The sequence below is a fragment of the Sphingomonas sp. ID0503 genome (genome assembly GCF_048565625.1).
Taxonomy (GTDB): Bacteria; Pseudomonadota; Alphaproteobacteria; order Sphingomonadales; family Sphingomonadaceae; genus JBLZUR01.
The window spans coordinates 36,416-58,273 of the sequence record NZ_JBLZUR010000002.1 but is presented as its reverse complement, the minus strand read 5'-3'; the positions used below and the strand labels follow the sequence as shown (position 1 = coordinate 58,273).

Below are 21,858 nucleotides of genomic sequence, written 5' to 3'. Positions count from 1 at the left end.
TCCGTTCAGTGATCCCGCGACACCGCATAGCGGGCTATCTCAACCAGCAGCTCCGCTTTGGTCCCAAAAGCCGACAGATGCGCGATCGCCTGATCGACCAGCATTCTGGCCTGCTGCCGCGCGCGGTCGGCGCCGAGCAGCGAGACGAAGGTTGCCTTGCCGGCCGCCGCATCCTTGCCCAGAGCCTTGCCGGCGATCGCCTCATCCCCCTCGATGTCGAGGAGGTCGTCCGCGATCTGGAAGGCGAGGCCTATGTCGCGCGCATAACCGCGCAGCGACGTGCGCCCTTCCGGCGGCACCTTCCCCATGATCGCCGCCGCCTCCAGGCAGAAGCCGATCAGCGCCCCGGTCTTCAGCTGCTGCAGCCGCGTGACGGTGGCGAGGTCGAAGCTCTCCGTTTCCGCCACCAGGTCCATCATCTGCCCGCCGGCCATGCCCGCCGGCCCACTCGCCCGCGCCAGTTCCAGCACCAGCTCCGCCCGCACGAACGGATCGCCATGCGTCGCCGGATCGGCAAGGATCTCGAAGGCGAGGGCGTGGAGCGAATCCCCCGCTAGCACGGCCGTAGCCTCGTCGAACGCCTTATGGACCGTCGCCTTGCCGCGCCGCATGTCGTCATCGTCCATGCACGGCATGTCGTCATGGATCAGCGAATAGACGTGGATGCACTCGATCGCCGTCGCGACCCGGAGCGCTGCGACCCGCTCGACATTGAACAGCGCCGACGCCGCGACGACGAGCAGCGGGCGAAGCCGCTTGCCGCCGCCGATCGTCGCATGGCGCATCGCTTCGTAGAGCTTCCGGCGCGGATCATCCGGCAGGGCCAGCAGCCGGTCAAACTGACCGTCCATATCCTGCGCAACCTGCACGAGCGCGCGGCTGAGCGTCAGAGACGGACCGGTCACCCGCGCGTCACTCGCCATCGAAGGGGCGAACGGCGGCGGGGCGCCCGTCGGGTGCGATCTGATCGCGTTGGATCGCCTCGATCCGCGCCTGCGCCGCGGCCAGCCGCTGCTCGCACCACGCCCGCAGCCTGTCCCCCTCGGCATAAAGCTCGATCGACTTGTCGAGCGGCACGTCCCCGCTCTCAAGACTATGAACGATCGCCTCCAGACGCTTCAGCGCATCCTCGAAGGACAGTTCGGGCGGGGCCTCACTCATCGGCGGGGTTGTGGCGTCCGACGCCGGAGCGGTCAAGCAACCGGCAGCCAGCGCTTATTTCTTGAACGGATCGACGAAGCCGTAGGTGGCGGCGAAGTCGGTCGCGCCCGCCGTCTCCTCTTCCTCCGGTGCCAAAGCGACGGCGTCGCGCTGGGCGCGCAGTTCGTCGAGCAGTGCCTCCCGATCGCCCTCAAGCCGATCATCGACGGGCGCCTCGATGCCCGCCGCCTTCGCCGCCTTGGCGACGATGGAGTCGAGCTCGCGCTGGGAGGTGAGGCCGAGGGTCACCGGGTCCTTCGGCGTGATGTTGGCAATGTTCCAGTGCGTCCGGTCGCGGATCGCGGCGATGGTCGTGCGGGTGGTGCCGATCAGCTTGCCGATCTGCCCGTCCGAAACCTCCGGATGGTTCTTGATGATCCAGGCGATACCATCCGGCTTGTCCTGCCGCTTCGACACCGGCGTGTAGCGCGGCCCCTTGGTGCGGCGGACCTGCTCCGGACCCTTCGACATCACCATGCGGTACTTGGGATCGGCCTGCGCCTTGTCGATCTCGGCCTGACTGAGTTCGCCCGCGCGCACAGGGTCGCGCCCGGTCAGCTTGGTCGCCGCCATGTCGTCCGCGATCGCCTGCACCTCCAGGATGTGCAGGCCGCAGAAGTCGGCGATCTGCTCGAAGGAGAGCGCGGTGTTGTCGACGAGCCACGATGCGGTGGCGTGGGGCATGAGCGGCTGGGCCATGTCGGTATCCCTGAAATAATAAGGGCCGCCCCATCACGGAGCGGCCGACGCATGGCGGGCGATGTAGTCCGGCGGATCGGGCCGGGCAAGTCTTGGCTCAGTCCTCGATTGAAATATGGCCGGGCAGCGCCTCGATATCCGCGATCCACCGGCGGATGTTCGGCCAGTTGCCGAGGTCGAAACCGCCTTCCCCCGCGACATGCGAATAGGCGAACAGGCAGATGTCGGCGACGGTGAACGCGTCGCCGATCAGGAAAGCTCCGCGCCCGAGCTGTTCGTCCAGCAGGTTCATCGCCTCCTTGCCCGCCTCCAGCTTGGGTGGGATCAGCGCGCGCTGCTGCGGTGTGAGCTTCGCCTCACCCACGAAGCTCCGCCAGAAGCGGAGCGTCGCGACGTTCGGCTCGTGATTATACTGCTCGAAGAACATCCACCGCAGCATGTCCGCACGCTCGAAGCGATCCTCCGGCACCAGCGGGCTGCCCTCCGCCAGGAAGAAGCAGGCGGCATTGCTCTCCGGCAGGAAGCGGTTCCCGATCTGCAGCACCGGGATACGGCCGTTGGCATTCACCCGCTCCCGGAAGTCCGGGGTCCGGGTCTGCCCCGCCAGGATGTTGTACCCCCGCCGCTGCATCGGCAGACCGAGATGCGCCGCCGTCAGCCGGATCTTGTAGCAGTTCCCCGATGGGGCATATTCGTGAAGGATATAGTCCGGCATCTCCGCCCTCCCTGAAGACCGCTCATGAAGCCGCAACTCACGGGAAGCCATTCGGTTACGGGGCAGGAGCGATCAGCCTGCCTTATGCGTCAACTCGCCACGGTCAGCACCACCTTCCCGACATGGTCGCCCCCCTCGAGATACCGGTGCGCCGCCGCCGCATCCTCCAGCGGGAACACCCGGTCCACCACCGGCCGCAACGCGCCGCGTTCGACATGCGGCCAGACTTCGCGGGTGATCTCGTCTGCCACGAGAGTCTTGAACTCCGCCGAGCGCCCGCGAAGCGTCGATCCCGTCAGCACCAGGCGCTTCTGCATCACCTTCCAGATCGCGATTTCACCCTTCGCACCGCCCTGCACGGCGATCGAGACATGGCGGCCATCAGTGGTCAGGCAATCGATGTTGCGGGCGAGGTAATCGCCGCCGATCATGTCCAGCACGACGTTGACGCCGCGTCCCCGCGTGATCGCCTTCACCTCTTCGACGAAATCCTGCGTCCGGTAGTTGATCGCATGTGCCGCGCCGATCTCGATCGCGCGGGCGCATTTCTCGTCCGACCCGCAGGTGGCGATCACCGTCAGTCCGAACAGCCGCCCGAGCAGGATCGTCATCGTCCCGATCCCGCTGGTGCCGCCGTGGACCAGCACCACCTCGCCCTCGGCGACATAGGCCCGCTCGAATAAATTGGTCCAGACGGTGAACAGCGTCTCCGGCAGGGCGGCCGCCTCCACCATTGACAGGGCAGGCGGCACCGCTAGGCACTGGCCAATCGGCACCGCCACATATTCGGCATAGCCGCCACCCGAGACGAGCGCGCAATACGCCAGGCCGATCACGACCGCATCGACGCCCTCGCCCGCCGCCACCGCGATGCCGGAGACCTCCAGGCCAGGGATGCTAGGCGCGCCCTCCGGCGGAGGATATTTCCCCAGCCGCTGCATGATATCCGGCCGGTTCACCCCCGCCGCATGGACCTTCAGCAGCACCTCGCCGCTACCGGGCCGAGGAACCGCTCGTTCCACGAGCCTGAGGACCTCCGGACCGCCGCTTTCCGCAGGATCGATCGCCTTCATCATGGTCGGAAGCGGCGTCGAAAGCGGCATGGCACCTGCGGATGGTGAAAACGAATGACGGTTTATTGACAGCCGCGTCCCTGCGGTCAACGCTGTCCCTCATGGATATGGACGAGTCTCTCCCGATCCGCCGCGACGATCCTGTTCTTGCACTCGCACGGCAGGATCTCGATCCGCTCTCCGTCGCCGAACTGAACGCCCGCATCGCCGCGCTGGAGGCGGAGATCGCGCGCACCCGCACAAAGATTAACAAGGCCGTTAACCACCGCGAAACCGCCGAGGCGTTATTCCGCCAATGACCGCTTACGGCCTGCGGGCGCCGGCCGGCGCGCAGACGGGGCTTCGGCCCGGCGGCTTGATGGATGCGACCACGCACCCGACATTGGGTGGGACGGGCGCCGCCCTCCACGTGGTGCCGAAGGAGTAGAACAGATCATGCCATCTTTCGCCCGCGAGCTGGAACAGACGCTGCACAACGCGCTGGCGGCCGCATCCTCGCGCCGCCACGAATATGCGACGCTGGAACACCTCCTCCTCGCGCTGATCGACGACGAGCACGCGGCCAAGGTGATGACCTCCTGCGGCGTCGAGCTGTCGGAGCTGAAGGACGCCGTTACCGTCTACCTGGACAGCGAGCTCGAACTCGCTGAAGGCCGACGGGAACACCGATCCTTCCCCCACCTCCGGTTTCCAGCGCGTCGTCCAGCGCGCGATCCTGCACGTCCAGTCCTCGGGCCGCGAAGAGGTGACCGGCGCAAACGTCCTCGTCGCCCTCTTCTCGGAGCGGGAGAGCTACGCCGTCTATTTCCTGCAGCAGCAGGACATGAGCCGCCTCGATGCGGTCAGCTTCATTTCCCACGGCGTCGGCAAGGGCGCCCAGCCTACGGAGACACGTGAGGTGAAGGGCGCGGAGGAAGAGAAGACGCAGAAGGCGGATGGCAAGCAGAAGGGCGAAAGCGCGCTGAAGCAGTTCACCGTCGACCTGAACGCAAAGGCGAGGGAAGGCCGTGTCGATCCGCTGATCGGCCGCGGGCCGGAGGTCGACCGCACCGTCCAGATCCTCTGCCGCCGGTCGAAGAACAACCCACTCTATGTGGGCGACCCCGGCGTCGGCAAGACGGCGATCGCCGAGGGACTCGCCCGCAAGATCGTCGAGGGTCAGGTGCCCGACGTGCTGCGCGAAGCAGTGATCTACTCGCTCGACATGGGCGCGCTCCTCGCCGGTACCCGCTATCGCGGCGATTTCGAGGAGCGGCTGAAGCAGGTCGTCACCGAGCTTGAGAAGCTGCCCCATGCGGTGCTCTTTATCGACGAGATCCACACGGTGATCGGCGCGGGCGCCACCTCGGGCGGCGCGATGGACGCGTCCAACCTGCTGAAGCCCGCGCTCTCGGGCGGCACGATCCGCTGCATCGGCTCGACCACCTACAAGGAGTTCCGCAACCACTTCGAGAAGGACCGCGCGTTGCTGCGCCGCTTCCAGAAGATCGACGTGAACGAGCCGACGGTCGAGGACACGATCAAGATCCTCTCCGGCCTGCGCTCGGCGTTCGAGGAGCATCATTCGGTCAAGTACACCCCCGACGCGATCAAGTCGGCGGTCGAGCTGTCGGCCCGCTACATCAACGACCGCAAGCTGCCCGACAAGGCGATCGACGTCATCGATGAGGTCGGCGCGATGCAGATGCTGGTCGTTCCGTCGAAGCGGAAGAAGGTGATCACCACGCGCGAGATCGAGCAGGTCATCGCGACGATGGCGCGCATTCCGCCGAAGAGCGTCTCGACCGACGACACCAAGGCGCTGGCGACGCTTGAGGCCGACCTGAAGCGGGTCGTCTTTGGCCAGAACCAGGCGATCGAGGTGCTGTCCTCCGCGATCAAGCTCAGCCGCGCCGGCCTGCGCGATCCCGACAAGCCGATCGGCAACTATCTGTTCTCCGGCCCGACCGGCGTCGGCAAGACCGAGGTTGCGCGTCAGCTCGCCACGATCATGGGCATTCCGCTCCAGCGTTTCGACATGTCGGAATATATGGAACGGCATTCGGTCAGCCGGCTGATCGGTGCGCCTCCAGGCTATGTCGGCTACGATCAGGGCGGCCTCTTGACCGACGCGGTCGACCAGCATCCGCACAGCGTGCTGCTGCTGGACGAGATCGAGAAGGCGCATCCGGATCTGTTCAACATCCTGCTGCAGGTGATGGACAACGGAAAGCTGACCGACCACCACGGCAAGACCGTCGATTTCAGGAACACCATCCTGATCATGACGACCAATGCCGGCGCGTCCGACATGGCGCGCGAATCGATCGGCTTCGGTGCGAGCAGCCGCGAGGATGTGCAGGAGGAGGCGGTGAAGAAGCTCTTCACCCCCGAGTTCCGCAACCGCCTCGATGCGATCGTCCCCTTCGGCTACCTCCCGCCGGAGGTCGTCGAGCGCGTGGTGGAGAAGTTCATCCTCCAGCTCGAACTCCAGCTGGCCGATCGCGAGGTCCACATCAGTCTGGGCGAGGAGGCGAAGGCCTGGCTCACCGAGCGCGGCTACGACAAGCTCTACGGCGCGCGTCCGATGGGCCGCCTGATCCAGGAGAAGATCAAACAGCCGCTCGCCGAGGAACTCCTCTTCGGCAAGCTCCTCCACGGCGGCGAGGTCAAGGTCCACATGAAGGACAGCGCTCTCGCCTTCGAAATCGTCTCCGCCCCGCCCAAGGCCCCCAAGAAGCGGAAGCCGAAAGCGGACGTGAAGGCCTGACGAGCAAGATCGAGGGCCGGGGCTCAACGCTCCGGCCCTTTTCTATGCCGGAACCATCGCCGCACGCGGCGGCGGAGAAGCACATCGCCGGCGGAAGCTGCCTGGCGGCTGGTCGCAGTTCGTTTGGGAGGATGGTGCCGCTTACAGGACTCGAACCTGTGACCCCCGCATTACGAATGCGATGCTCTACCAGCTGAGCTAAAGCGGCACGGTGGCGGCGGTTACCAGCAGGGGGGCGGGATTACAAGCCGGTCAGCGCCTCTCTGGCCCGCGCCCGACCGTTTCGTAACGGTTCCTAAACCCTCCATCCGCCATGAAGACCGGGAGAATTGAGGCCGAGGCATGGAAGACCTGAACGGTTATATCGTAGCGATGGAGGATGCGGGCGACTGCGGCATCGATGCGCCCGTATCCGTGTCGACCGACGAGCGCCGCCTCCACGTCCGCGCCTACAACCATTGGGTCTCGCTGCTGCGCGGCCGTGCTTTTCCGGCGATCGAGGACATCGATCCCGCGCGGATGGGCGAGTTCAGCCGTTACGGCGTCCTCCTCGACTTCACCGCCAACCGCCGCGATCCCGCGATCCGCTATCTCGGGCCGGAGCTCCGCCAGGAATGCGGGCTGGAGGATGGCATCGAGACAGTCGGCGACGTGCCGCGTCGCACGCTCCTTTCGCGCCTGACCGACCATTACCTGCAGATCATCGCCAGCCGCGCGCCTGTCGGCTTCGATGCGGAGTTCGTCAATCAGCGCGGGTTGAACACCCTCTACCGCGGCATCCTGATGCCCTTCTCGTCCAACGGCGTGACGATCGACTTCATCTACGGCGTCATCAACTGGAAGGAGCTGGCGGATGCCGAGCTGACCGCCGAGCTGATGCTGCAGATGGACGAGGCGCTGCGCCGCCTGCCCCCGCTCACCCGCACCGCCCCGCTCTGGGCGGACGGGCCGAACGCGACCGGCGGGCTGGATTTCGAGGCGGCACCCGCACGCATCGACGTCGAGGATCCGATCGGCCTCGACGGTCTCACCTTCGTCGAAGTCGATGAGGTCGATGAGGAGCCGGTTTCGGAAGAGGCGAGCCTCGCCGCTCGCCTGACCGCCGCGCGCAATGTGGCTAAGGAGGCGGACGCCGCCGACGGCCGCAGCCGTTCCGCGCTCTATCACGCCCTTGGTCTCGCCTACGACTTCGCGCTCGACGCCGATCGCCAGCCGGATGCCTATGCCCGGCTGATCGAGGATGCCGGCATCAAGGTCCAAGCGCGCGCGCCGCTCACCGCCGTCGCCAAGCTCGTCTTCGGCGCGGATTACAACAAGGCGCGGCTCACCGAATTCGCGACGGTGCTCGCCCATGCCCGGCGCGAGAACGTCGCCGCCGGCCATGCCACCCAGTTCATCGAGCGGGCGGGCGGCCTGAAGGCGATCGTCGCCGCCGAGCGCCGCCTGCGCAACGCCGCGCCGACCGAGATCGACTGGGATGCGGTGCGCGCCGCGCTGCTCCGGATGCCGGCACTCGGCGCGGTCGCGATCGATGGCGCGGAGGAGTTCGTCCTGATGATCGGCCGCCGCTCGGAAGATGGTGGAGTCGATGTCATCGCCCCCATCTCGGACCCGGCGCTCACCCAGCGCGCCCTCCGCAAGGCTGCAGCCTGATCGCCACACGGTTGTTCTAACTCCTGCCCGGGCGCATATGCCCCGGCAACGCGCCGCCCGGATGCGGCCACAGGAGTGGACCTTGAACGAGATCGCAGCGATCACGGCCGACAAGGCTGTCATGTCCCGCATTTTTGACGCGCTGAGCGCCGGCCCCCTGCCCGGTGACAATGAAGATTTCGGCGGTCCCGCGCTCGCCGAGGCAGCGGCGTTCGTCGCCGGGGCGCTCGCCTCCCGCACGCCCGGCACACCCCGCATTGAAATCGGCGCGATGGCGTCCGAGGGCGCGCGGCGGCGGATGCGCGTCGCTGTGGTCAATGACGACATGCCGTTTCTGGTCGACTCGGTCGCCGCCCTATTCGCCGCCTATGACCTGACGATCCACCGTCTCCTCCACCCGATCCTTGCCGTCCGCCGCGATGCCGGCGGTGCGCTCACCGCGCTGCCCGATCGCGATGCCGGCGGCGAACGGCTGGAATCGGTCATCTATCTCGAAACCGACCGCGCCGATGGCGGCACCCGTCGCCGCCTCGCCGATGAGATCGCGAGCGTGCTCGGCGACGTCCGCGCAGCGGTCGAAGATTGGCCGAAGCTGCGCGCCGTGATGGCGGCGGAGGCGGCGAAGCTTCCCGACGGGGAGGGCGCCGCCCTCGTCCGCTGGTTCGCCGAGCGGCACATGACCCTGCTCGGCCATCGCATCGAGGCGCGGGACGGCACGGCCGGCGAGACGCTCGGCTTCCTCCGCACCGGCAATGCCAGCCTCTGGGATGCGGAGGATCGCGCCGCCGCCTTCGCCTGGTTCGAACAGGGTGGGGAGGCCCCGCTTCTCATCAAGTCGTCCTGCATCGCAACCGTCCACCGCCGCGCGCCGCTCGACCTCGTCATCCTGCCCGTCCGCGAGGGCGGGGCGATCACCGCGCTCTCGCTCCATGCCGGCCTCTGGACCAGCGAGGCGCTCTCCAGCTCGCCCGAGAAGGTCCCCGTCCTGCGCAGCCGCCTGCGCGCGATGGAGGATCGCTTCGGCTTCGATCCGCGCAGCCATGCGGGGAAGGCGCTCCGCCACGCCTTCTCCACCTTGCCCCACGACATCGCCGTGGGCCTGCGCGCCTCCGCGCTGGAGGAGGCGGTGCTGACCTCGATGTCGCTGGCCGATCGGCCGCGCTCCAAGCTCCTCCTGCTCCGCGCGCCGGTCGGCACGCAGGTGCTCGCCTTCGCCTGGCTCCCGCGCGAGGAGTTCTCGACCGAGCGGCGCGTCGCCATCGGCAACCTGATCGCCGAGGCGACCGGCGGTGACCTGATCGGCTTCCGCGTGGAACTCGGCGACGGCAACCTCGCCCTCGTCCGCTTCACCATCGCCGACGTGTCCGGCGACCTCCCCGACATCGCCCCCCTCGACGCGCGGCTGGAATCGATGCTGCGCGGCTGGGCCGCCGCCGTCGAGGATGTGCTCGCGCGCGAAACCGGCGCCACCCACGCCGCCCGCCTCGCCATCGCCTATGCCAACGCGTTCCCCGCCGCCTACCGCTCGGATCACGGAGCGGAGAGCGCAGCCCAGGACATCCTCCTCCTCGACACCCTCGCGGTGCCAGACGCGCGCACCGTACGCCTCTTCAGGGGCAAGGACGGACTCGCCCTCAAGACCTACCGCCTCGGCGGCTCGATCGCGCTGTCGGAGGCGGTGCCCGTCTTCGAAAACTTCGGCTTCGTGGTGCAGGGTGAGACCCCCGTCGCTCTCGACGAAGGCCGCATCGGCCACATCCAGGAATTCGGACTTGAGGTCGCCACCGGTGTCGAGATCGACGAGGTCCTCGCCCGCGCCCATGTCATCGAAGGGGCGATCACCGCCGTCCTCGAACACCGCGCCGAGAACGACGTCTTCAACCAGCTCGTTGTCCTCGCCGGGCTCGACCCGCGCGAGACGGTGCTGTTCCGCGCCTGGTTCCGCTATCTCCGCCAGACCGGCCTCTCCTATGGCCTCGAAACCGTCGTCGGTGCGCTCCGCCGCGCGCCGGAGGCGACACGCGGCCTGATCGACCTGTTCTTCGCCCGCCATGATCCCAGCCAGGCAAGTGACGGCGAACAGGCGGCCGAGGCGGTCGATGCCGCCCTCACCCGCGTCACCGCCATCGATGACGACCGCATCCTCCGCCGCATCCGCGCGGTGATCCTCGCCACGCTGCGCACCAACGCCTTCTCGCCAGCCGCCGACGAGGCGCTCGCCTTCAAGCTCGACAGCGCCGCCATCCCCGGCCTGCCCGCGCCGCGCCCCTGGCGCGAGATCTGGGTCTACTCCCCCCGCGTCGAGGGCATCCACCTGCGCGGCGGCCCGGTTGCGCGCGGCGGCCTGCGCTGGTCCGACCGGCGCGACGATTTCCGCACCGAGATCCTCGGCCTGATGAAGGCGCAGGTGGTGAAGAACGCCGTCATCGTGCCGACCGGCGCCAAGGGCGGCTTCTACCCGAAGCGCCTTCCCGCCCCGTCAGACCGCGACGCCTGGATGGCCGAGGGGACCGAGAGCTACCGCGTCTTCATCCGCACGCTCCTCTCGGTCACCGACAACATCGTCGACGGCGCGGTGACCCACCCCGATGGCGTCGTCATCCGCGACGGCGACGATCCTTATTTCGTCGTTGCCGCCGACAAGGGCACCGCCAGTTTCTCCGACGTCGCCAACGCCATCGCGCTCGAACGCGGCTTCTGGCTGGGCGATGCCTTCGCCTCGGGCGGATCGCAGGGTTACGACCACAAGGCGATGGGCATCACCGCCAAGGGCGCGTGGATCTCGGTCACCCGCCACTTCGCCGAAATGGGCGTCGATGTGCAGAACGACCCCGTCCGCGTCGCAGGCTGCGGCGACATGTCGGGCGATGTGTTCGGCAACGGCATGTTGCTTTCGAAGTCGCTGAAGCTCGTCGCCGCCTTCGACCACCGCCACATCTTCCTCGATCCGGAACCCGATCCGGCGAAAAGCTGGGCGGAGCGGGAGCGGATGTTCAAGCTCCCCCGTTCGTCCTGGGCCGATTACGACAAGAGCCTGATCTCGGCGGGCGGCGGGGTCTTCCCACGCGATCAGAAGTCGATCCCGCTCTCGGCCGAGGTGAAGGCGATGCTCGACCTCGCCGAGGATCAGGTCGATCCCTCCACCCTGATCGCCGCGATCCTCAAGGCTCGCGTGGACCTGCTCTGGTTCGGCGGCATCGGCACCTACATCAAGGGCGCGAGCCAGACCAACGCGCAGGTCGGCGACGGCGCGAACGACGCGCATCGCGTCAACGGCGGAGAGGTCCGCGCCAAGGTGATCGGGGAGGGGGCGAACCTCTCCACCACCCAGGCCGGCCGCATCGAGTTCGCGGAAGCGGGCGGCCGCATCAACACCGACTTCATCGACAATTCGGCAGGCGTCGACTGCTCGGATAACGAGGTCAACATCAAGATCCCGCTCAACCGCGAGATGATCGAGGGTCGCCTTGAGGAAGACGACCGCAACACCTTCCTCGTCTCGATGACCGATGACGTGGCGCGGATCGTACTTGAGGACAACCGCCTCCAGACTCTTGCCTTGTCGGTGGCGGAAAGCCGTGCCGTCGACCTCCTGCGCACCCATGTCCGCGTGATCGAGACGCTCGAAGCGTCCGGCCGCATGGACCGCGCGGTGGAAGGGCTCGCCACCTCCGAGGAACTGCTCCGCCGGGGACAGGACGGGCAGGGCCTAACCCGCCCCGAACTCTCCGTCCTCCTCGCCCACACCAAGCTCGCGCTCCAGGCCGCGATCGAGGCCTCACCGGTCCCGACCGACTCCTCGCTTGAGCCGATCCTCCGCGCCGCCTTCCCGCCCGCGATGCAGGAACGGTTCCGCGCCGCCATCGACGACCACCGCCTGCGTCCGCAGATCATCGCCACAAAGGTCGCCAACAAGGTCGTCAACCGCCTCGGCTTCGCCAACGTCATGGAGCTGGCGGAGGATGAGGGCGTGGCCATCGCGCAGGTCGCCGCCGCTTATCTCGCGGCCAGCCAGATCTTCGATCTCGACAGTCTCTGGCGCGATCTCGACGCGGCGAACATCGCGGAGCCGGCGCGCATCAACCTGCTCGGCATTACGGCCGGCGTTGTCCGCCTCCACATCGCCGACCTCCTCCGCGTCTGGCCCGCCGATGCGCTGCCGGGCGATGTCGCCAAACAGATGGCGTCCGGCGTCGATCGCGTCTCCCGCGCGCGCGAAGACCTGCTGAAGGAAGAGGCTCGCCGCATCTCCGCCCTGCTCCGCCAGGCGATCGAGGGCAGCGGCGCGGATCAGGCGCTGATCGACCGCATCGTTCATCTGGCCGAGATGGATGGCGCGATCGGCACCGCGACGCTCGCCGGCCGCATCGGCACCGACGAGGTCTCCGCCACCCAGGCCTATGTGAAGCTCGGCGAAGCGCTCGGCCTCGACTGGGCCAAGGCGGCCGCACTCCGCCTGCAGCCGACCGATCCCTGGGAGCGGCTCCTCGCCGCCGGCCTCACCCGCGATTTCGAACAGCTCCGCCTCGATTTCCTCACGCGGGCCGGAGACGCCGATCCGGGTGCCTCCGTCGATCGCTGGCTGCAGGCGCAGGAACCCCGCGTCGCGCAGTTCCGCGCGCTGATCGCCCGCGCCCAGAACGCCAGCACGCCCAGCCCCGCGATGCTCGCCCAGATCGCCAGCCAGGCTCGCGTCCTCCTCGGCCGCTGACATGGCCGCCCTCCTCCCCATGGAGGCCAAGCTGGTCGAGGAGCTGCCGGCCGGCGAGGGCTGGCAGTACGAGCCGAAATGGGACGGCTTTCGCGCGATCGTCACCAAGGCGGGCGGCGACGTCGCGATCATGTCCAAGTCCGGAAAGCCGCTCGCCCGCTACTTTCCGGAGGTCGTGGCGCTCGTCTCCGCGATCAACGGCGATGTCACGCTGGACGGCGAGCTGATCCTGCCGATCGGCGACACCCTCTCCTTCGACGCGCTCCAGCAGAGGCTCCATCCCGCCGCCTCCCGCATCGAACGGCTGTCACGCGAAACGCCCGCTCAGCTCATGCTCTTCGATTGCCTGAGCCTCGGTAGCGAAGACCTCACCAAACAGCCTCTGTCCGACCGCCGCGCCGCCCTGGAACGCTTCCACGCCCGCGAAGGCCGCCCCGCGCTCCTCCTCTCCCCGGCCACCCGCTCGATCGAAGAGGCGCAAGCCTGGCTCGCCAAATCCGGCGGCGCGCTCGACGGCGTCGTCGCCAAGCGCCTCGACGAACCCTATCGCTGGGGCGAACGCGCGATGCTCAAGGTCAAGACGCATCGCAGCGCCGATTGCGTCGTCGGCGGCTTCCGCCGTGCCAAAGAGGGCGGCCAGGTCGCCTCCCTCCTCCTCGGCCTCTACAATGAAGAAGGCCGCCTCGATCATGTCGGCTTCTGCTCCGGCATCGCCGCCAAGAACCGCGCCGCGCTCACCAAGAAGCTCGAAGCCCTGATCGCCCCGCCCGGCTTCGACGGCAAGGCACCCGGCGGCCCCAGCCGCTGGAATCAGGGTCGCGAAAACGAGTGGGAGCCGCTTCGCCCCGAACTGGTGGTCGAGGTCCTCTACGATCAGGTCACCGCCCGCCGCTTTCGCCACGGCACGCGCCTCCTGCGCTGGCGCCCCGACAAGGCCCCGGCCCAATGCCGCTTCGACCAGCTGATCCACGAACTCCGCCCGGCGGAGCTGAAGGCGCTCCTATAACCTCATCCTCCCCCAGTGGCGCGCCGCCGCCCCACCCGCTAACGGGTCGCGCATGACTGCCCCGCTTCCCCCGCGCCGCACCTTCGCGATCATCTCCCATCCCGACGCCGGCAAGACCACGCTGACCGAGAAGCTCCTCCTCTTCGGCGGCGCGATCCATCTCGCCGGCGAGGTCAAGGCACGCGGCGCGAACCGGCGCGCCCGATCCGACTGGATGAAGATCGAGCAGCAGCGCGGCATCTCCGTCACCTCCTCGGTGATGACGTTTGAGCGCGACGGCATCACCTTCAACCTCCTCGACACGCCGGGCCACGAGGATTTCAGCGAGGACACCTACCGTACCCTCACCGCCGTCGATTCCGCGGTCATGGTGATCGACGCCGCCAAGGGTATCGAGCCGCAGACCCTGAAGCTGTTCGAGGTCTGCCGCCTCCGCTCCGTTCCCATCATCACCTTCGTCAACAAGGTCGATCGTGAGGGCCGCGATCCTTTCGCGCTCCTGGACGAGGTTGCCGACAAGCTCGCGCTCGACGTCTGCCCGATGAGCTGGCCGGTCGGCATGGGCGGCGAGTTCGAGGGGATCTACGATTTCGCCACCAACCGCCTGATGCAGCCCAGCGGCCCCAGCAAGGAATTCGACGGCAGTTCGACGGAGTTCACCGGCCTGCACGACCCGAAGCTCGCCGACCTCCTCTCCGCCGAAGGCCTCGCGCGTCTGCAGGAGGAGGCGGAACTCGCGCAGGGCGGCTATGCCAGCTTCGATCTTGCCGCCTATCGCCACGGCGACCTAACCCCCGTCTACTTCGGCTCCGCCCTCAAGCGCTTCGGCGTCGGCGAGTTGATCGACGCGCTCGCCCAGCACGCCCCCCCGCCGCGCCCGCAGCCGGCGGAACCCGCCCCCGTCGCCCCCGACAGCAGCGAGGTCACCGGCTTCATCTTCAAGGTGCAAGCCAACATGGACCCGCAGCACCGCGATCGCATCGCCTTCATGCGGCTCTGCTCGGGCCGCTTTAAACGCGGCATGAAGCTGACGCCGTCGGGCACCGGCAAGCCGATCGCCGTCCACTCCCCCATCCTCTTCTTCGCGCAGGATCGCGAGATCGCGGACGAGGCGTTCCCCGGCGACATCATCGGCATTCCCAATCACGGCACGCTCCGCGTCGGCGATACGCTGTCCGAAAAGGCCGACGTCCGCTTCACCGGCCTGCCCAACTTCGCGCCCGAAATCCTCCGCCGCATCAAGCTCGGCGATCCGACCAAGACCAAGCAGCTCAGGAACGCCCTCAACGACATGGCGGAGGAGGGCGTGACCCAGGTCTTCCACCCCTCGATCGGCTCGCAATGGATCGTCGGCGTCGTCGGCCAGCTCCAGCTCGACGTGCTGATCAGCCGGCTCCAGGCCGAATACAAGGTGGACGCCAGCTTCGAGCCGTCACCCTGGGACACCGCCCGCTGGATCGCCGGCAGCGACGCCGACATGAAGCCCTTTCTCGAACAGCACCGCAGCGCCCTTGCCGAGGATCGCGACGGCGCCCCCGTCTTCATGGCGAAGGACGCCTGGGAACTGAACTACGTCGCCGGCCGCTTCCCCAACATCCGCTTCACCGCGACGAAGGAGCGGGTGTGAGCATGAAGGACCCGATGATGCGCGCCTTTCTCGCACTCTCGGTGATTGCCGCCGCCCCCGCCGCACAGGCGCACATCGTCTTCGCCGAACCGCAGGCGAAAGCGAGCGGCTACTACGCGGGCTTCCTGCGCCTCAGCCATGGCTGCGGCGATGCGGCGACCGTCTCCGTGCGGGTCGAGATCCCCGAAGGCGTGGTCTCCGCCCGGCCGCAGCCGAAGCCCGGCTGGACCCTGAAGGTCGATCGCGCGCCGCTTGGCACCCCGATCACCTCGGAAGGTGGCGCGGTTATCCGGGATCGCGTCGCGGCGATCACCTGGACGGGCACGCTGCCGCCCGACCAGTTCGACCAGTTTGGCATCATGATGAAGCTGCCCGCAAAAGCCGGCCCGCTCTACTTCCCGACCCGGCAGGCCTGCACCACCGGTTCGAACGACTGGGTCAACCTGCCCGCCGCCCCGGAAAGCTGGGGCGCCACGAAGATGCCCGCCCCCATGTTGATCCTGCAGGCGGCAGACCACATGGACCACGCCCACTAAGGACGCGCGCGGCGCTGTCCTACACGCCGAATTTCTGGTTCATCCTCGTGGATGAGCGATTCGATCACCCCACCGCCTGCGCGCACCCGCTGGACGCCGGCCAAGCAGCGCCTCTTCATCCTCACTTTGGTCGAGACCGGCTGCGTCGGCGCGGCGTCTCGCGCGGCCGGCATGTCGCGATCCTCGGCCCAGCGTTTGCGCCGCCGCCTTGCCGGCACGGTCTTCGACATCAGCTGGGATCGGGCGCTTGCTCTTCACGCCCGGCGGCTGGCCGATCCCTTCGCCGGTGTGGCACCCGGCCACCACACTGCCGCGTGAGTGGCGCGTGGCCGCCGCTTCGGTGCCGCGTTACCGCTGCGTCGCTGCCGCAAGCGAACAAATCCTGCTCACGAGCCGCAACTTACGCAACTTGGCCGGTCAGCTTCGCGACGCCGGAGGCGGCGAGTCATCGACCTCAACGCGGTTCCGGCCATTGCCCTTGGCTCGGTACAGCGCAGTGTCGGCGCGCGCCACGAAGGCCTCGCGGCCCTCGTCGGGCGCAAGCGCCGCCAGCCCGGCGGAGAAGGTCACGCGGCCGATCGGCTGGTCGTTCTCCCGGTTGCGCAGGTTGCGGCGGGCAAGATCCTCGCGCAGCGCATCGATGCGGGCCAGGGCGCGCGGCAGCGGCACGCCCTCGAACAGCAGCAGGAACTCCTCGCCGCCATGCCGGCCGACGAAGCAGTCCGGCCCCGCCGCCTCGGCCAGCCGATCCGCCACCAGCCGCAACATACGGTCGCCGACATTGTGGCCATGACGGTCGTTGATCTGCTTGAAATGATCGATGTCGCAAAGCGCCAGCACGACCTCCTGGCCGATCTCAGCGGCGCGCGCGATGCTCGCCTCCAGCGCCTCTTCGATCGCGCGGCGGTTGGGAAGCGCGGTCAGCACGTCGTGGCGGGCATTGGTCCGCGCTTCGATCAGGTTGGCCTGAAGCGTGTGGATCTCGTCGCGCATCGCCTGCAATTCTTCCTGCGCGGCGAGGCTGCGGGCGATCATCGCGCGGGTCAGGCCGACGAAGGCGCGCAGCACCGCCTCCGGATCGCTCCCGTCCTCGATCGCCGCCGCTTCGGTCTCCAGCGCGTCGCCATAGGCACGCACCGCCGCCCCGGTCTTGTTCATCACCGTGGAGACCGAACCCAGGGTATCGCAGGTTCGCGCCACCAGCGAGGTCAGCGCCTGCGCCTCGGCCGCTGCCGCCTCGGTGCGATCCTTGCCCGGCTGGGGACGGAGCGACAGCAGCGCGCCGGCAAGCTCTTCATTGGCGCTCGTCTGCGGCAGGTTGTTCCAGCGCAGGAAGGCAGCGGCGCGATCCTCGTCGATCACGCTCTCCCACCAGCCCCCGACGGTGGACGGCTCCACCTCTTCCATCAACATCCCGGCCGGGCGCTGCCCCCCCAGGCGTCGCGCGATCCTGCTGAACATCCCGGGCGGCGGTGCTGCGGCCTCTGCGGGCGGTGTGAAGTGTTCCATTTGCGTCCTGACCCCCCTCGATCACGGAGAACATCCCACATCGGCCCTAACGGACGGTTGACGCCGGAACGGATCACCTTTGTTGACAGTCGCGCTCCGAACCTTATGAGCGGCGCCGGGCCACGCGGTCCCAACGCCGCGCGTGCTCTCTGCGAGGAGAGTCTACATGACTGAGCTTACCCCGCCGGGCACCAAGCCTGCGCGTCCGTTCTTTTCCTCCGGCCCCTGCGCGAAGCCGCCGGGCTGGGATGCTTCCAAACTCGCCACAGAAGTGCTCGGCCGCTCGCACCGGTCGAAGCTCGGCAAGGCGCGCCTGCAATACAGCATCGATCTGATGCGTGAGATGCTGGCGCTCCCCGACACACACCGCATCGGCATCGTTCCCGGCTCCGACACCGGCGCGTTCGAAATGGCGATGTGGGCCATGCTGGGCGCAAAGCCCGCGACGCTCCTCGCCTGGGAAAGCTTCGGTGAGGGCTGGGTCACCGATGCCGTCAAGCAGCTGAAGATCGATCCCACCGTCATCAAGGCGGGCTATGGCGAACTGCCGGACCTCGGCCAGGTCGACTGGTCGAACGACGTCCTCTTCACTTGGAACGGCACCACCTCCGGCGTGCGCGTGCCGAACGGCGACTGGATCCCCGACGATCGCGAGGGCCTGTCCTTCGCCGACGCGACCAGCGCCGTTTTCGCCTACGACATCCCCTGGTCCAAGATCGACGTCGCCACCTTCTCCTGGCAGAAGGTGCTGGGCGGGGAGGGCGGTCACGGCGTCATCATCCTCGGCCCCCGCGCGGTCGAGCGCCTGCAGAGCTACACCCCCGCCTGGCCGCTGCCGAAGGTCTTCCGCCTCGTGTCCAAGGGTGCGCTGGCCGAAGGCGTGTTCAAGGGCGAGACGATCAACACCCCCTCGATGCTCGCCGTCGAGGATGCGATCTTCGCGCTCGAATGGGCCAGGGGTCTCGGCGGCCTGCAGGGCCTGATCGCCCGCTCCGACGCCAACGCCGCCGCCCTCGACAAGATCGTCGCGGACCGCGAATGGCTCGGCCATCTCGCCGCCGATCCGGCCAGCCGCTCGAAGACCAGCGTCTGCCTGACCGTGGAGGGCGCCGACGAGGCGTTCATCAAGAAGATGGCCGCGCTCCTCGAAAAGCAGGAGGCCGCATTCGACATCGCCGGCTATCGCGACGCGCCTGCGGGCCTGCGCATCTGGTGCGGCGCCACCGTTGACACCGCCGATATCGAGGCGCTCGGCCCCTGGCTCGACTGGGCCTATGCGGCGGCCAAGGCTGCCTGAAGCCACCGTGCTCCTGCGAAAGCAGGAGCCCAGGCGCCCACTTCACCGCGAACCTCAAGGCTCCTGCTTTCGCAGGAGCACATCTTCCCTCGGAGAATGACATGCCGAAGGTACTGATTTCCGACAAAATGGACCCCAAGGCCGCCCAGATCTTCCGCGAACGCGGGGTCGAGGTGGACGAGATCACCGGCAAGACGCCGGACGAGCTGAAGGCGATCATCGGCCAGTATGACGGCCTCGCCATCCGCTCGTCGACCAAGGTCACCAAGGACATCCTCGACCATGCGACCAATCTGAAGGTCGTCGGCCGCGCCGGCATCGGCGTCGACAATGTCGATATCCCCGCCGCCTCCTCGCGCGGTGTGGTGGTGATGAACACCCCCTTCGGCAACTCGATCACCACCGCCGAACACGCCATCGCCCTAATGTTCGCTTTGGCACGCGACCTGCCGGAGGCGGACAGGTCCACCCAGGCGGGGAAGTGGGAGAAGAACCGCTTCATGGGCGTCGAGGTGACGGGCAAGACCCTCGGCCTGATCGGCGCGGGCAATATCGGCTCGATCGTCGCCGACCGCGCCCTCGGCCTCAAGATGAAGGTCGTCGCCTACGATCCCTTCCTGAGCGCCGAACGCGCGCTCGACCTCGGCATCGAGAAGGCGGAGTTGGACGAGGTGCTCGCCCGCGCCGACTTCATCACCCTCCATACCCCGCTCACCGACCAGACCCGCAACATCCTGAGCCGGGAGAACCTCGCCAAGACCAAGAAGGGCGTCCGCATCGTCAACTGCGCGCGCGGCGGCCTGATCGACGAGGCCGCACTGAAGGACGCGCTCGACAGCGGCCATGTCGCGGGCGCGGCGCTCGACGTCTTCGTAGAGGAGCCCGCCAAGGCCTCGCCACTCTTCGGCACGCCGGGCTTCATCTCCACGCCGCATCTCGGGGCTTCGACCAACGAGGCGCAGGTCAACGTCGCCATCCAGGTGGCGGAGCAGATGGCCGACTATCTGGTCTCCGGCGGCATCACCAACGCGCTGAACGTTCCCAGCCTGTCGGCCGAAGAGGCTCCCCGCCTCAAGCCGTACATGGCGCTCGCCGAAAAGCTCGGCAGCCTCGTCGGCCAGCTGTCGCGCGGCGGCATCAGCCGCGTCTCGATCCACAGCGAGGGTGCCGCGGCCGAGCTCAACCAGAAGCCGATGGTCTCCGCCGCGCTGGCGGGCTACCTCCGCGTCCACTCCGCGACCGTCAACATGGTCAACGCTCCCTTCCTCGCCAAGGAACGCGGGCTTGAGGTGCGTGAGGTCCGCAACGAGCGTGAGGGCGACTACCACACCCTCGTCCGCGTCTCGGTGAGGACCGACGCTGGCGAGCGTTCGGTGGCGGGCACCCTGTTCGGCGACCAGCCCCGCCTGGTCGAGCTGTTCGGCATCAAGGTCGAGGCCGATCTCGCCGGCCACATGCTCTACATCGTCAACGAGGACGCGCCCGGCTTCATCGGCCGTCTCGGCACCACCCTCGGCGAGGCGAACGTCAACATCGGCACCTTCCACCTCGGCCGCCGCGATGCCGGCGGGGAAGCGGTGCTGCTCCTCTCCGTCGACACGCCGGTGGATGACGCCCTGGTCGAAAAGGTCCGCGCGCTGCCCGGCGTCAAGACCGTCAACCCGCTGACCTTCTGACACCGGCACACCTGTATTCGTTGCCGGGAGCCGGTTCGCTCCCCTACCCTCCGCCGATGACCCATGTCGCGATCATCGGCGGAGGTTTTTCCGGCACCATGCAGGCGATCAACCTGCTCCGCCACGACGGGCCGCGCGCCACGCTGATCGAGGCGCGGCCGCATCCGGGTCGCGGCGTCGCCTACTCCGCCGCCCACCCCGACCACCTCCTCAACGTCCGCGCCTCCAACATGAGCGCGATCCCCGACGATCCCGGCCATTTCGTCCGCTGGCTGGAGGCACGTGGCCTCGGCAACGCCCGCACCTTCGTTCCCCGCCTGACCTATGGCGACTACCTCACCGCCCTCTTGGACGAGAAGATGGCTAAGGCGGGCGACCGCCTGACGATCGTCCAAGGCGCGGTAGTCGCCCTTGAGCGTCAAGCCGATACGATCCTGACCCTCGCCGACGGGCGAACCCTCCAGGCCGACACGGCCGTTCTCGCCATCGGCAACCTGCCGCCCCACGCTCCGCCCGGACTTGATCCAGCACTTCTCGGATTGCCGGCCTATGCCGAGGATCCTTGGGCCGCCTCCACAGCGGAGAGCCTGGACGACGACGACACCGTCGTGCTGGTCGGCACCGGCCTGACGATGGTCGACGTCGCCCTGCTCCTCGACGCCAGCGGCTTTCGGGGCCGCATCCTCGCTCTCTCCCGGCGTGGCCTCCTTCCACACACCCATGCCAACCCGCCCCTCCCGCCGGTTGTCGAATCGGAGCGACCACCGACCACCCTCTCTGAGCTGACCCGTACCGTGCGGGAGAGGGCGGCGGCGCTCGGCTGGCAAGCCGCGGTGGACGGTCTGCGTCCCTATACCCAGTCGCTCTGGCGATCCTGGGATGTCGAGGAGCGCGCCCGCTTCCTGCGCCACCTCCGCCCCTGGTGGGACATCCACCGCCACCGCCTCTCACCTCCGGTCGGCGCCAGGATCGACGCAATGGTCTCGACCGGTCGGCTCGAGGTCGTCAGCGGCAAGATCGAGAGCATCGTGCCGGACGATCAGGGCGTCCGCGTCACCTGGCGGTCGCGCGGCGGCGAAGCCGTGGAGCAAACCCGCGCCGCCCGCCTCGTCAACTGCACCGGCCCGCAAGGCGATCTCGGCCGCAGCAACGACCCGCTCCTCCGCGACCTCCTCGCGAAAGGACATATCCGCCCCGACGAAAACAACCTGGGCATCGACGTCGATGCGGAGGCGCAGACCATCGCCGCGGATAGCGCACCCAATTCGTGGCTCCTCGCCCTCGGTCCGATGACGCGCGGCGCCTTCTGGGAGATCGTCGCCATCCCCGACATCCGGGTGCAGACTTGGGCCGTCGCCCGCAAATTGTCCCATGCTCATTGGGTCGGGGGCGAAGGGCTCTAGGGTC

16 protein-coding genes, 1 tRNA gene and 1 pseudogene are annotated in these 21,858 nt (G+C 68.0%); 11 read left to right on the top strand and 7 right to left on the bottom strand.

All coding sequences use genetic code 11. The features are described from left to right. Window positions 1-5 precede the first annotated feature (5 nt). The 5 genes from ACM608_RS01275 to ACM608_RS01255 all read right to left on the bottom strand — a co-directional run bounded on the left by ACM608_RS01275 (window position 6) and on the right by ACM608_RS01255 (window position 3,717). Window positions 6-923, bottom strand: a complete 918-nt coding sequence (locus tag ACM608_RS01275; RefSeq protein ID WP_419681140.1) for a polyprenyl synthetase family protein — start codon at window positions 921-923, stop codon at window positions 6-8. Further along, window positions 913-1,161, bottom strand: a complete 249-nt coding sequence (locus ACM608_RS01270; RefSeq protein ID WP_419681138.1) for an exodeoxyribonuclease VII small subunit — start codon at window positions 1,159-1,161, stop codon at window positions 913-915. The genes ACM608_RS01275 and ACM608_RS01270 overlap by 11 nt, the downstream gene beginning before the upstream one ends. Window positions 1,162-1,215: 54 nt before the next feature. Then, window positions 1,216-1,899 carry a DUF1013 domain-containing protein gene (locus ACM608_RS01265; protein WP_419681136.1) on the bottom strand — a complete coding sequence of 228 codons (684 nt, stop codon included), beginning with the start codon at window positions 1,897-1,899 and terminating at the stop codon, window positions 1,216-1,218. A 97-nt stretch (window positions 1,900-1,996) separates the two neighbouring features. Continuing rightward, a complete protein-coding gene (locus ACM608_RS01260; protein ID WP_419681134.1) occupies window positions 1,997-2,614 on the bottom strand; it encodes a glutathione S-transferase family protein in 618 nt (205 codons plus the stop codon). 89 nt (window positions 2,615-2,703) lie between these two features. Beyond that, complete coding sequence (locus ACM608_RS01255; RefSeq protein WP_419681132.1) at window positions 2,704-3,717, bottom strand: NAD(P)H-quinone oxidoreductase; 1,014 nt, start codon at window positions 3,715-3,717, stop codon at window positions 2,704-2,706. Between the two features lie 71 nt (window positions 3,718-3,788). Between ACM608_RS01255 and ACM608_RS01250 the strand changes: the two genes are divergently transcribed. Continuing rightward, a complete protein-coding gene (locus ACM608_RS01250) occupies window positions 3,789-3,986 on the top strand; it encodes a DUF1192 domain-containing protein (RefSeq protein ID WP_419685057.1) in 198 nt (65 codons plus the stop codon). Between the two features lie 136 nt (window positions 3,987-4,122). Beyond that, window positions 4,123-6,436, top strand: a pseudogene (clpA, locus tag ACM608_RS01245) (ATP-dependent Clp protease ATP-binding subunit ClpA). A gap of 132 nt (window positions 6,437-6,568) precedes the next feature. On the opposite strand, the gene ACM608_RS01240 reads toward clpA, so the two are convergent. Next, window positions 6,569-6,644 (bottom strand) — tRNA-Thr (locus ACM608_RS01240). Window positions 6,645-6,778: 134 nt separating this feature from the next. Between ACM608_RS01240 and ACM608_RS01235 the strand changes: the two genes are divergently transcribed. From ACM608_RS01235 to ACM608_RS01210, 6 genes are all read left to right on the top strand, one after another. After that, window positions 6,779-8,089 (top strand): hypothetical protein, encoded by a 1,311-nt coding sequence (locus ACM608_RS01235; protein WP_419681130.1) that lies wholly within the window; start codon window positions 6,779-6,781, stop codon window positions 8,087-8,089. 121 nt (window positions 8,090-8,210) lie between these two features. Continuing rightward, window positions 8,211-12,800: an NAD-glutamate dehydrogenase gene (locus ACM608_RS01230; RefSeq protein WP_419685056.1), complete on the top strand. Its 4,590-nt coding sequence runs from the start codon at window positions 8,211-8,213 to the stop codon at window positions 12,798-12,800. Between the two features lies 1 nt (window position 12,801). Next, the gene (locus ACM608_RS01225) at window positions 12,802-13,806 is read left to right on the top strand and encodes an ATP-dependent DNA ligase (RefSeq protein ID WP_419681129.1); all 1,005 of its coding nucleotides are present in this window, start codon (window positions 12,802-12,804) and stop codon (window positions 13,804-13,806) included. Between the two features lie 52 nt (window positions 13,807-13,858). Next, a complete protein-coding gene (locus ACM608_RS01220) occupies window positions 13,859-15,433 on the top strand; it encodes a peptide chain release factor 3 (protein ID WP_419681127.1) in 1,575 nt (524 codons plus the stop codon). Between the two features lie 2 nt (window positions 15,434-15,435). Further along, entirely contained in the window at window positions 15,436-15,969 is a 534-nt protein-coding gene (locus ACM608_RS01215; protein WP_419681125.1) for a YcnI family protein, read from the top strand. A 51-nt stretch (window positions 15,970-16,020) separates the two neighbouring features. Further along, the gene (locus tag ACM608_RS01210; protein ID WP_419681123.1) at window positions 16,021-16,287 is read left to right on the top strand and encodes a LysR family transcriptional regulator; all 267 of its coding nucleotides are present in this window, start codon (window positions 16,021-16,023) and stop codon (window positions 16,285-16,287) included. 99 nt (window positions 16,288-16,386) lie between these two features. On the opposite strand, the gene ACM608_RS01205 is transcribed toward ACM608_RS01210, so the two are convergent. Continuing rightward, the gene (locus ACM608_RS01205) at window positions 16,387-17,376 is read right to left on the bottom strand and encodes a GGDEF domain-containing protein (RefSeq protein ID WP_419681121.1); all 990 of its coding nucleotides are present in this window, start codon (window positions 17,374-17,376) and stop codon (window positions 16,387-16,389) included. A gap of 268 nt (window positions 17,377-17,644) precedes the next feature. Between ACM608_RS01205 and ACM608_RS01200 the strand changes: the two genes are divergently transcribed. From ACM608_RS01200 to ACM608_RS01190, 3 genes are all read left to right on the top strand, one after another. After that, window positions 17,645-18,775: a phosphoserine transaminase gene (locus tag ACM608_RS01200; RefSeq protein ID WP_419681120.1), complete on the top strand. Its 1,131-nt coding sequence runs from the start codon at window positions 17,645-17,647 to the stop codon at window positions 18,773-18,775. A 101-nt stretch (window positions 18,776-18,876) separates the two neighbouring features. After that, entirely contained in the window at window positions 18,877-20,451 is a 1,575-nt protein-coding gene (gene serA, locus ACM608_RS01195) for a phosphoglycerate dehydrogenase (RefSeq protein WP_419681118.1), read from the top strand. A 56-nt stretch (window positions 20,452-20,507) separates the two neighbouring features. Next, a complete protein-coding gene (locus ACM608_RS01190) occupies window positions 20,508-21,854 on the top strand; it encodes an FAD/NAD(P)-binding protein (RefSeq protein WP_419681117.1) in 1,347 nt (448 codons plus the stop codon). Window positions 21,855-21,858 lie beyond the last annotated feature (4 nt).

What these genes read in the sequence shown, in the direction of transcription:
- ACM608_RS01255 (WP_419681132.1), bottom strand. Translation starts at nt 3,717, where the DNA reads ATGCCGCTTTCGACGCCGCTTCCGACCATGATGAAGGCGATCGATCCT.
- ACM608_RS01250 (WP_419685057.1), top strand. Translation starts at nt 3,789, where the DNA reads ATGGATATGGACGAGTCTCTCCCGATCCGCCGCGACGATCCTGTTCTT.
- ACM608_RS01215 (WP_419681125.1), top strand. Translation starts at nt 15,436, where the DNA reads ATGAAGGACCCGATGATGCGCGCCTTTCTCGCACTCTCGGTGATTGCC.
- ACM608_RS01220 (WP_419681127.1), top strand. Translation starts at nt 13,859, where the DNA reads ATGACTGCCCCGCTTCCCCCGCGCCGCACCTTCGCGATCATCTCCCAT.
- ACM608_RS01200 (WP_419681120.1), top strand. Translation starts at nt 17,645, where the DNA reads ATGACTGAGCTTACCCCGCCGGGCACCAAGCCTGCGCGTCCGTTCTTT.
- ACM608_RS01275 (WP_419681140.1), bottom strand. Translation starts at nt 923, where the DNA reads ATGGCGAGTGACGCGCGGGTGACCGGTCCGTCTCTGACGCTCAGCCGC.
- ACM608_RS01210 (WP_419681123.1), top strand. Translation starts at nt 16,021, where the DNA reads ATGAGCGATTCGATCACCCCACCGCCTGCGCGCACCCGCTGGACGCCG.
- ACM608_RS01260 (WP_419681134.1), bottom strand. Translation starts at nt 2,614, where the DNA reads ATGCCGGACTATATCCTTCACGAATATGCCCCATCGGGGAACTGCTAC.
- serA (WP_419681118.1), top strand. Translation starts at nt 18,877, where the DNA reads ATGCCGAAGGTACTGATTTCCGACAAAATGGACCCCAAGGCCGCCCAG.
- ACM608_RS01235 (WP_419681130.1), top strand. Translation starts at nt 6,779, where the DNA reads ATGGAAGACCTGAACGGTTATATCGTAGCGATGGAGGATGCGGGCGAC.
- ACM608_RS01230 (WP_419685056.1), top strand. Translation starts at nt 8,211, where the DNA reads ATGTCCCGCATTTTTGACGCGCTGAGCGCCGGCCCCCTGCCCGGTGAC.
- ACM608_RS01265 (WP_419681136.1), bottom strand. Translation starts at nt 1,899, where the DNA reads ATGGCCCAGCCGCTCATGCCCCACGCCACCGCATCGTGGCTCGTCGAC.
- ACM608_RS01270 (WP_419681138.1), bottom strand. Translation starts at nt 1,161, where the DNA reads ATGAGTGAGGCCCCGCCCGAACTGTCCTTCGAGGATGCGCTGAAGCGT.
- ACM608_RS01205 (WP_419681121.1), bottom strand. Translation starts at nt 17,376, where the DNA reads ATGGAAGAGGTGGAGCCGTCCACCGTCGGGGGCTGGTGGGAGAGCGTG.
- ACM608_RS01190 (WP_419681117.1), top strand. Translation starts at nt 20,508, where the DNA reads ATGACCCATGTCGCGATCATCGGCGGAGGTTTTTCCGGCACCATGCAG.
- ACM608_RS01225 (WP_419681129.1), top strand. Translation starts at nt 12,802, where the DNA reads ATGGCCGCCCTCCTCCCCATGGAGGCCAAGCTGGTCGAGGAGCTGCCG.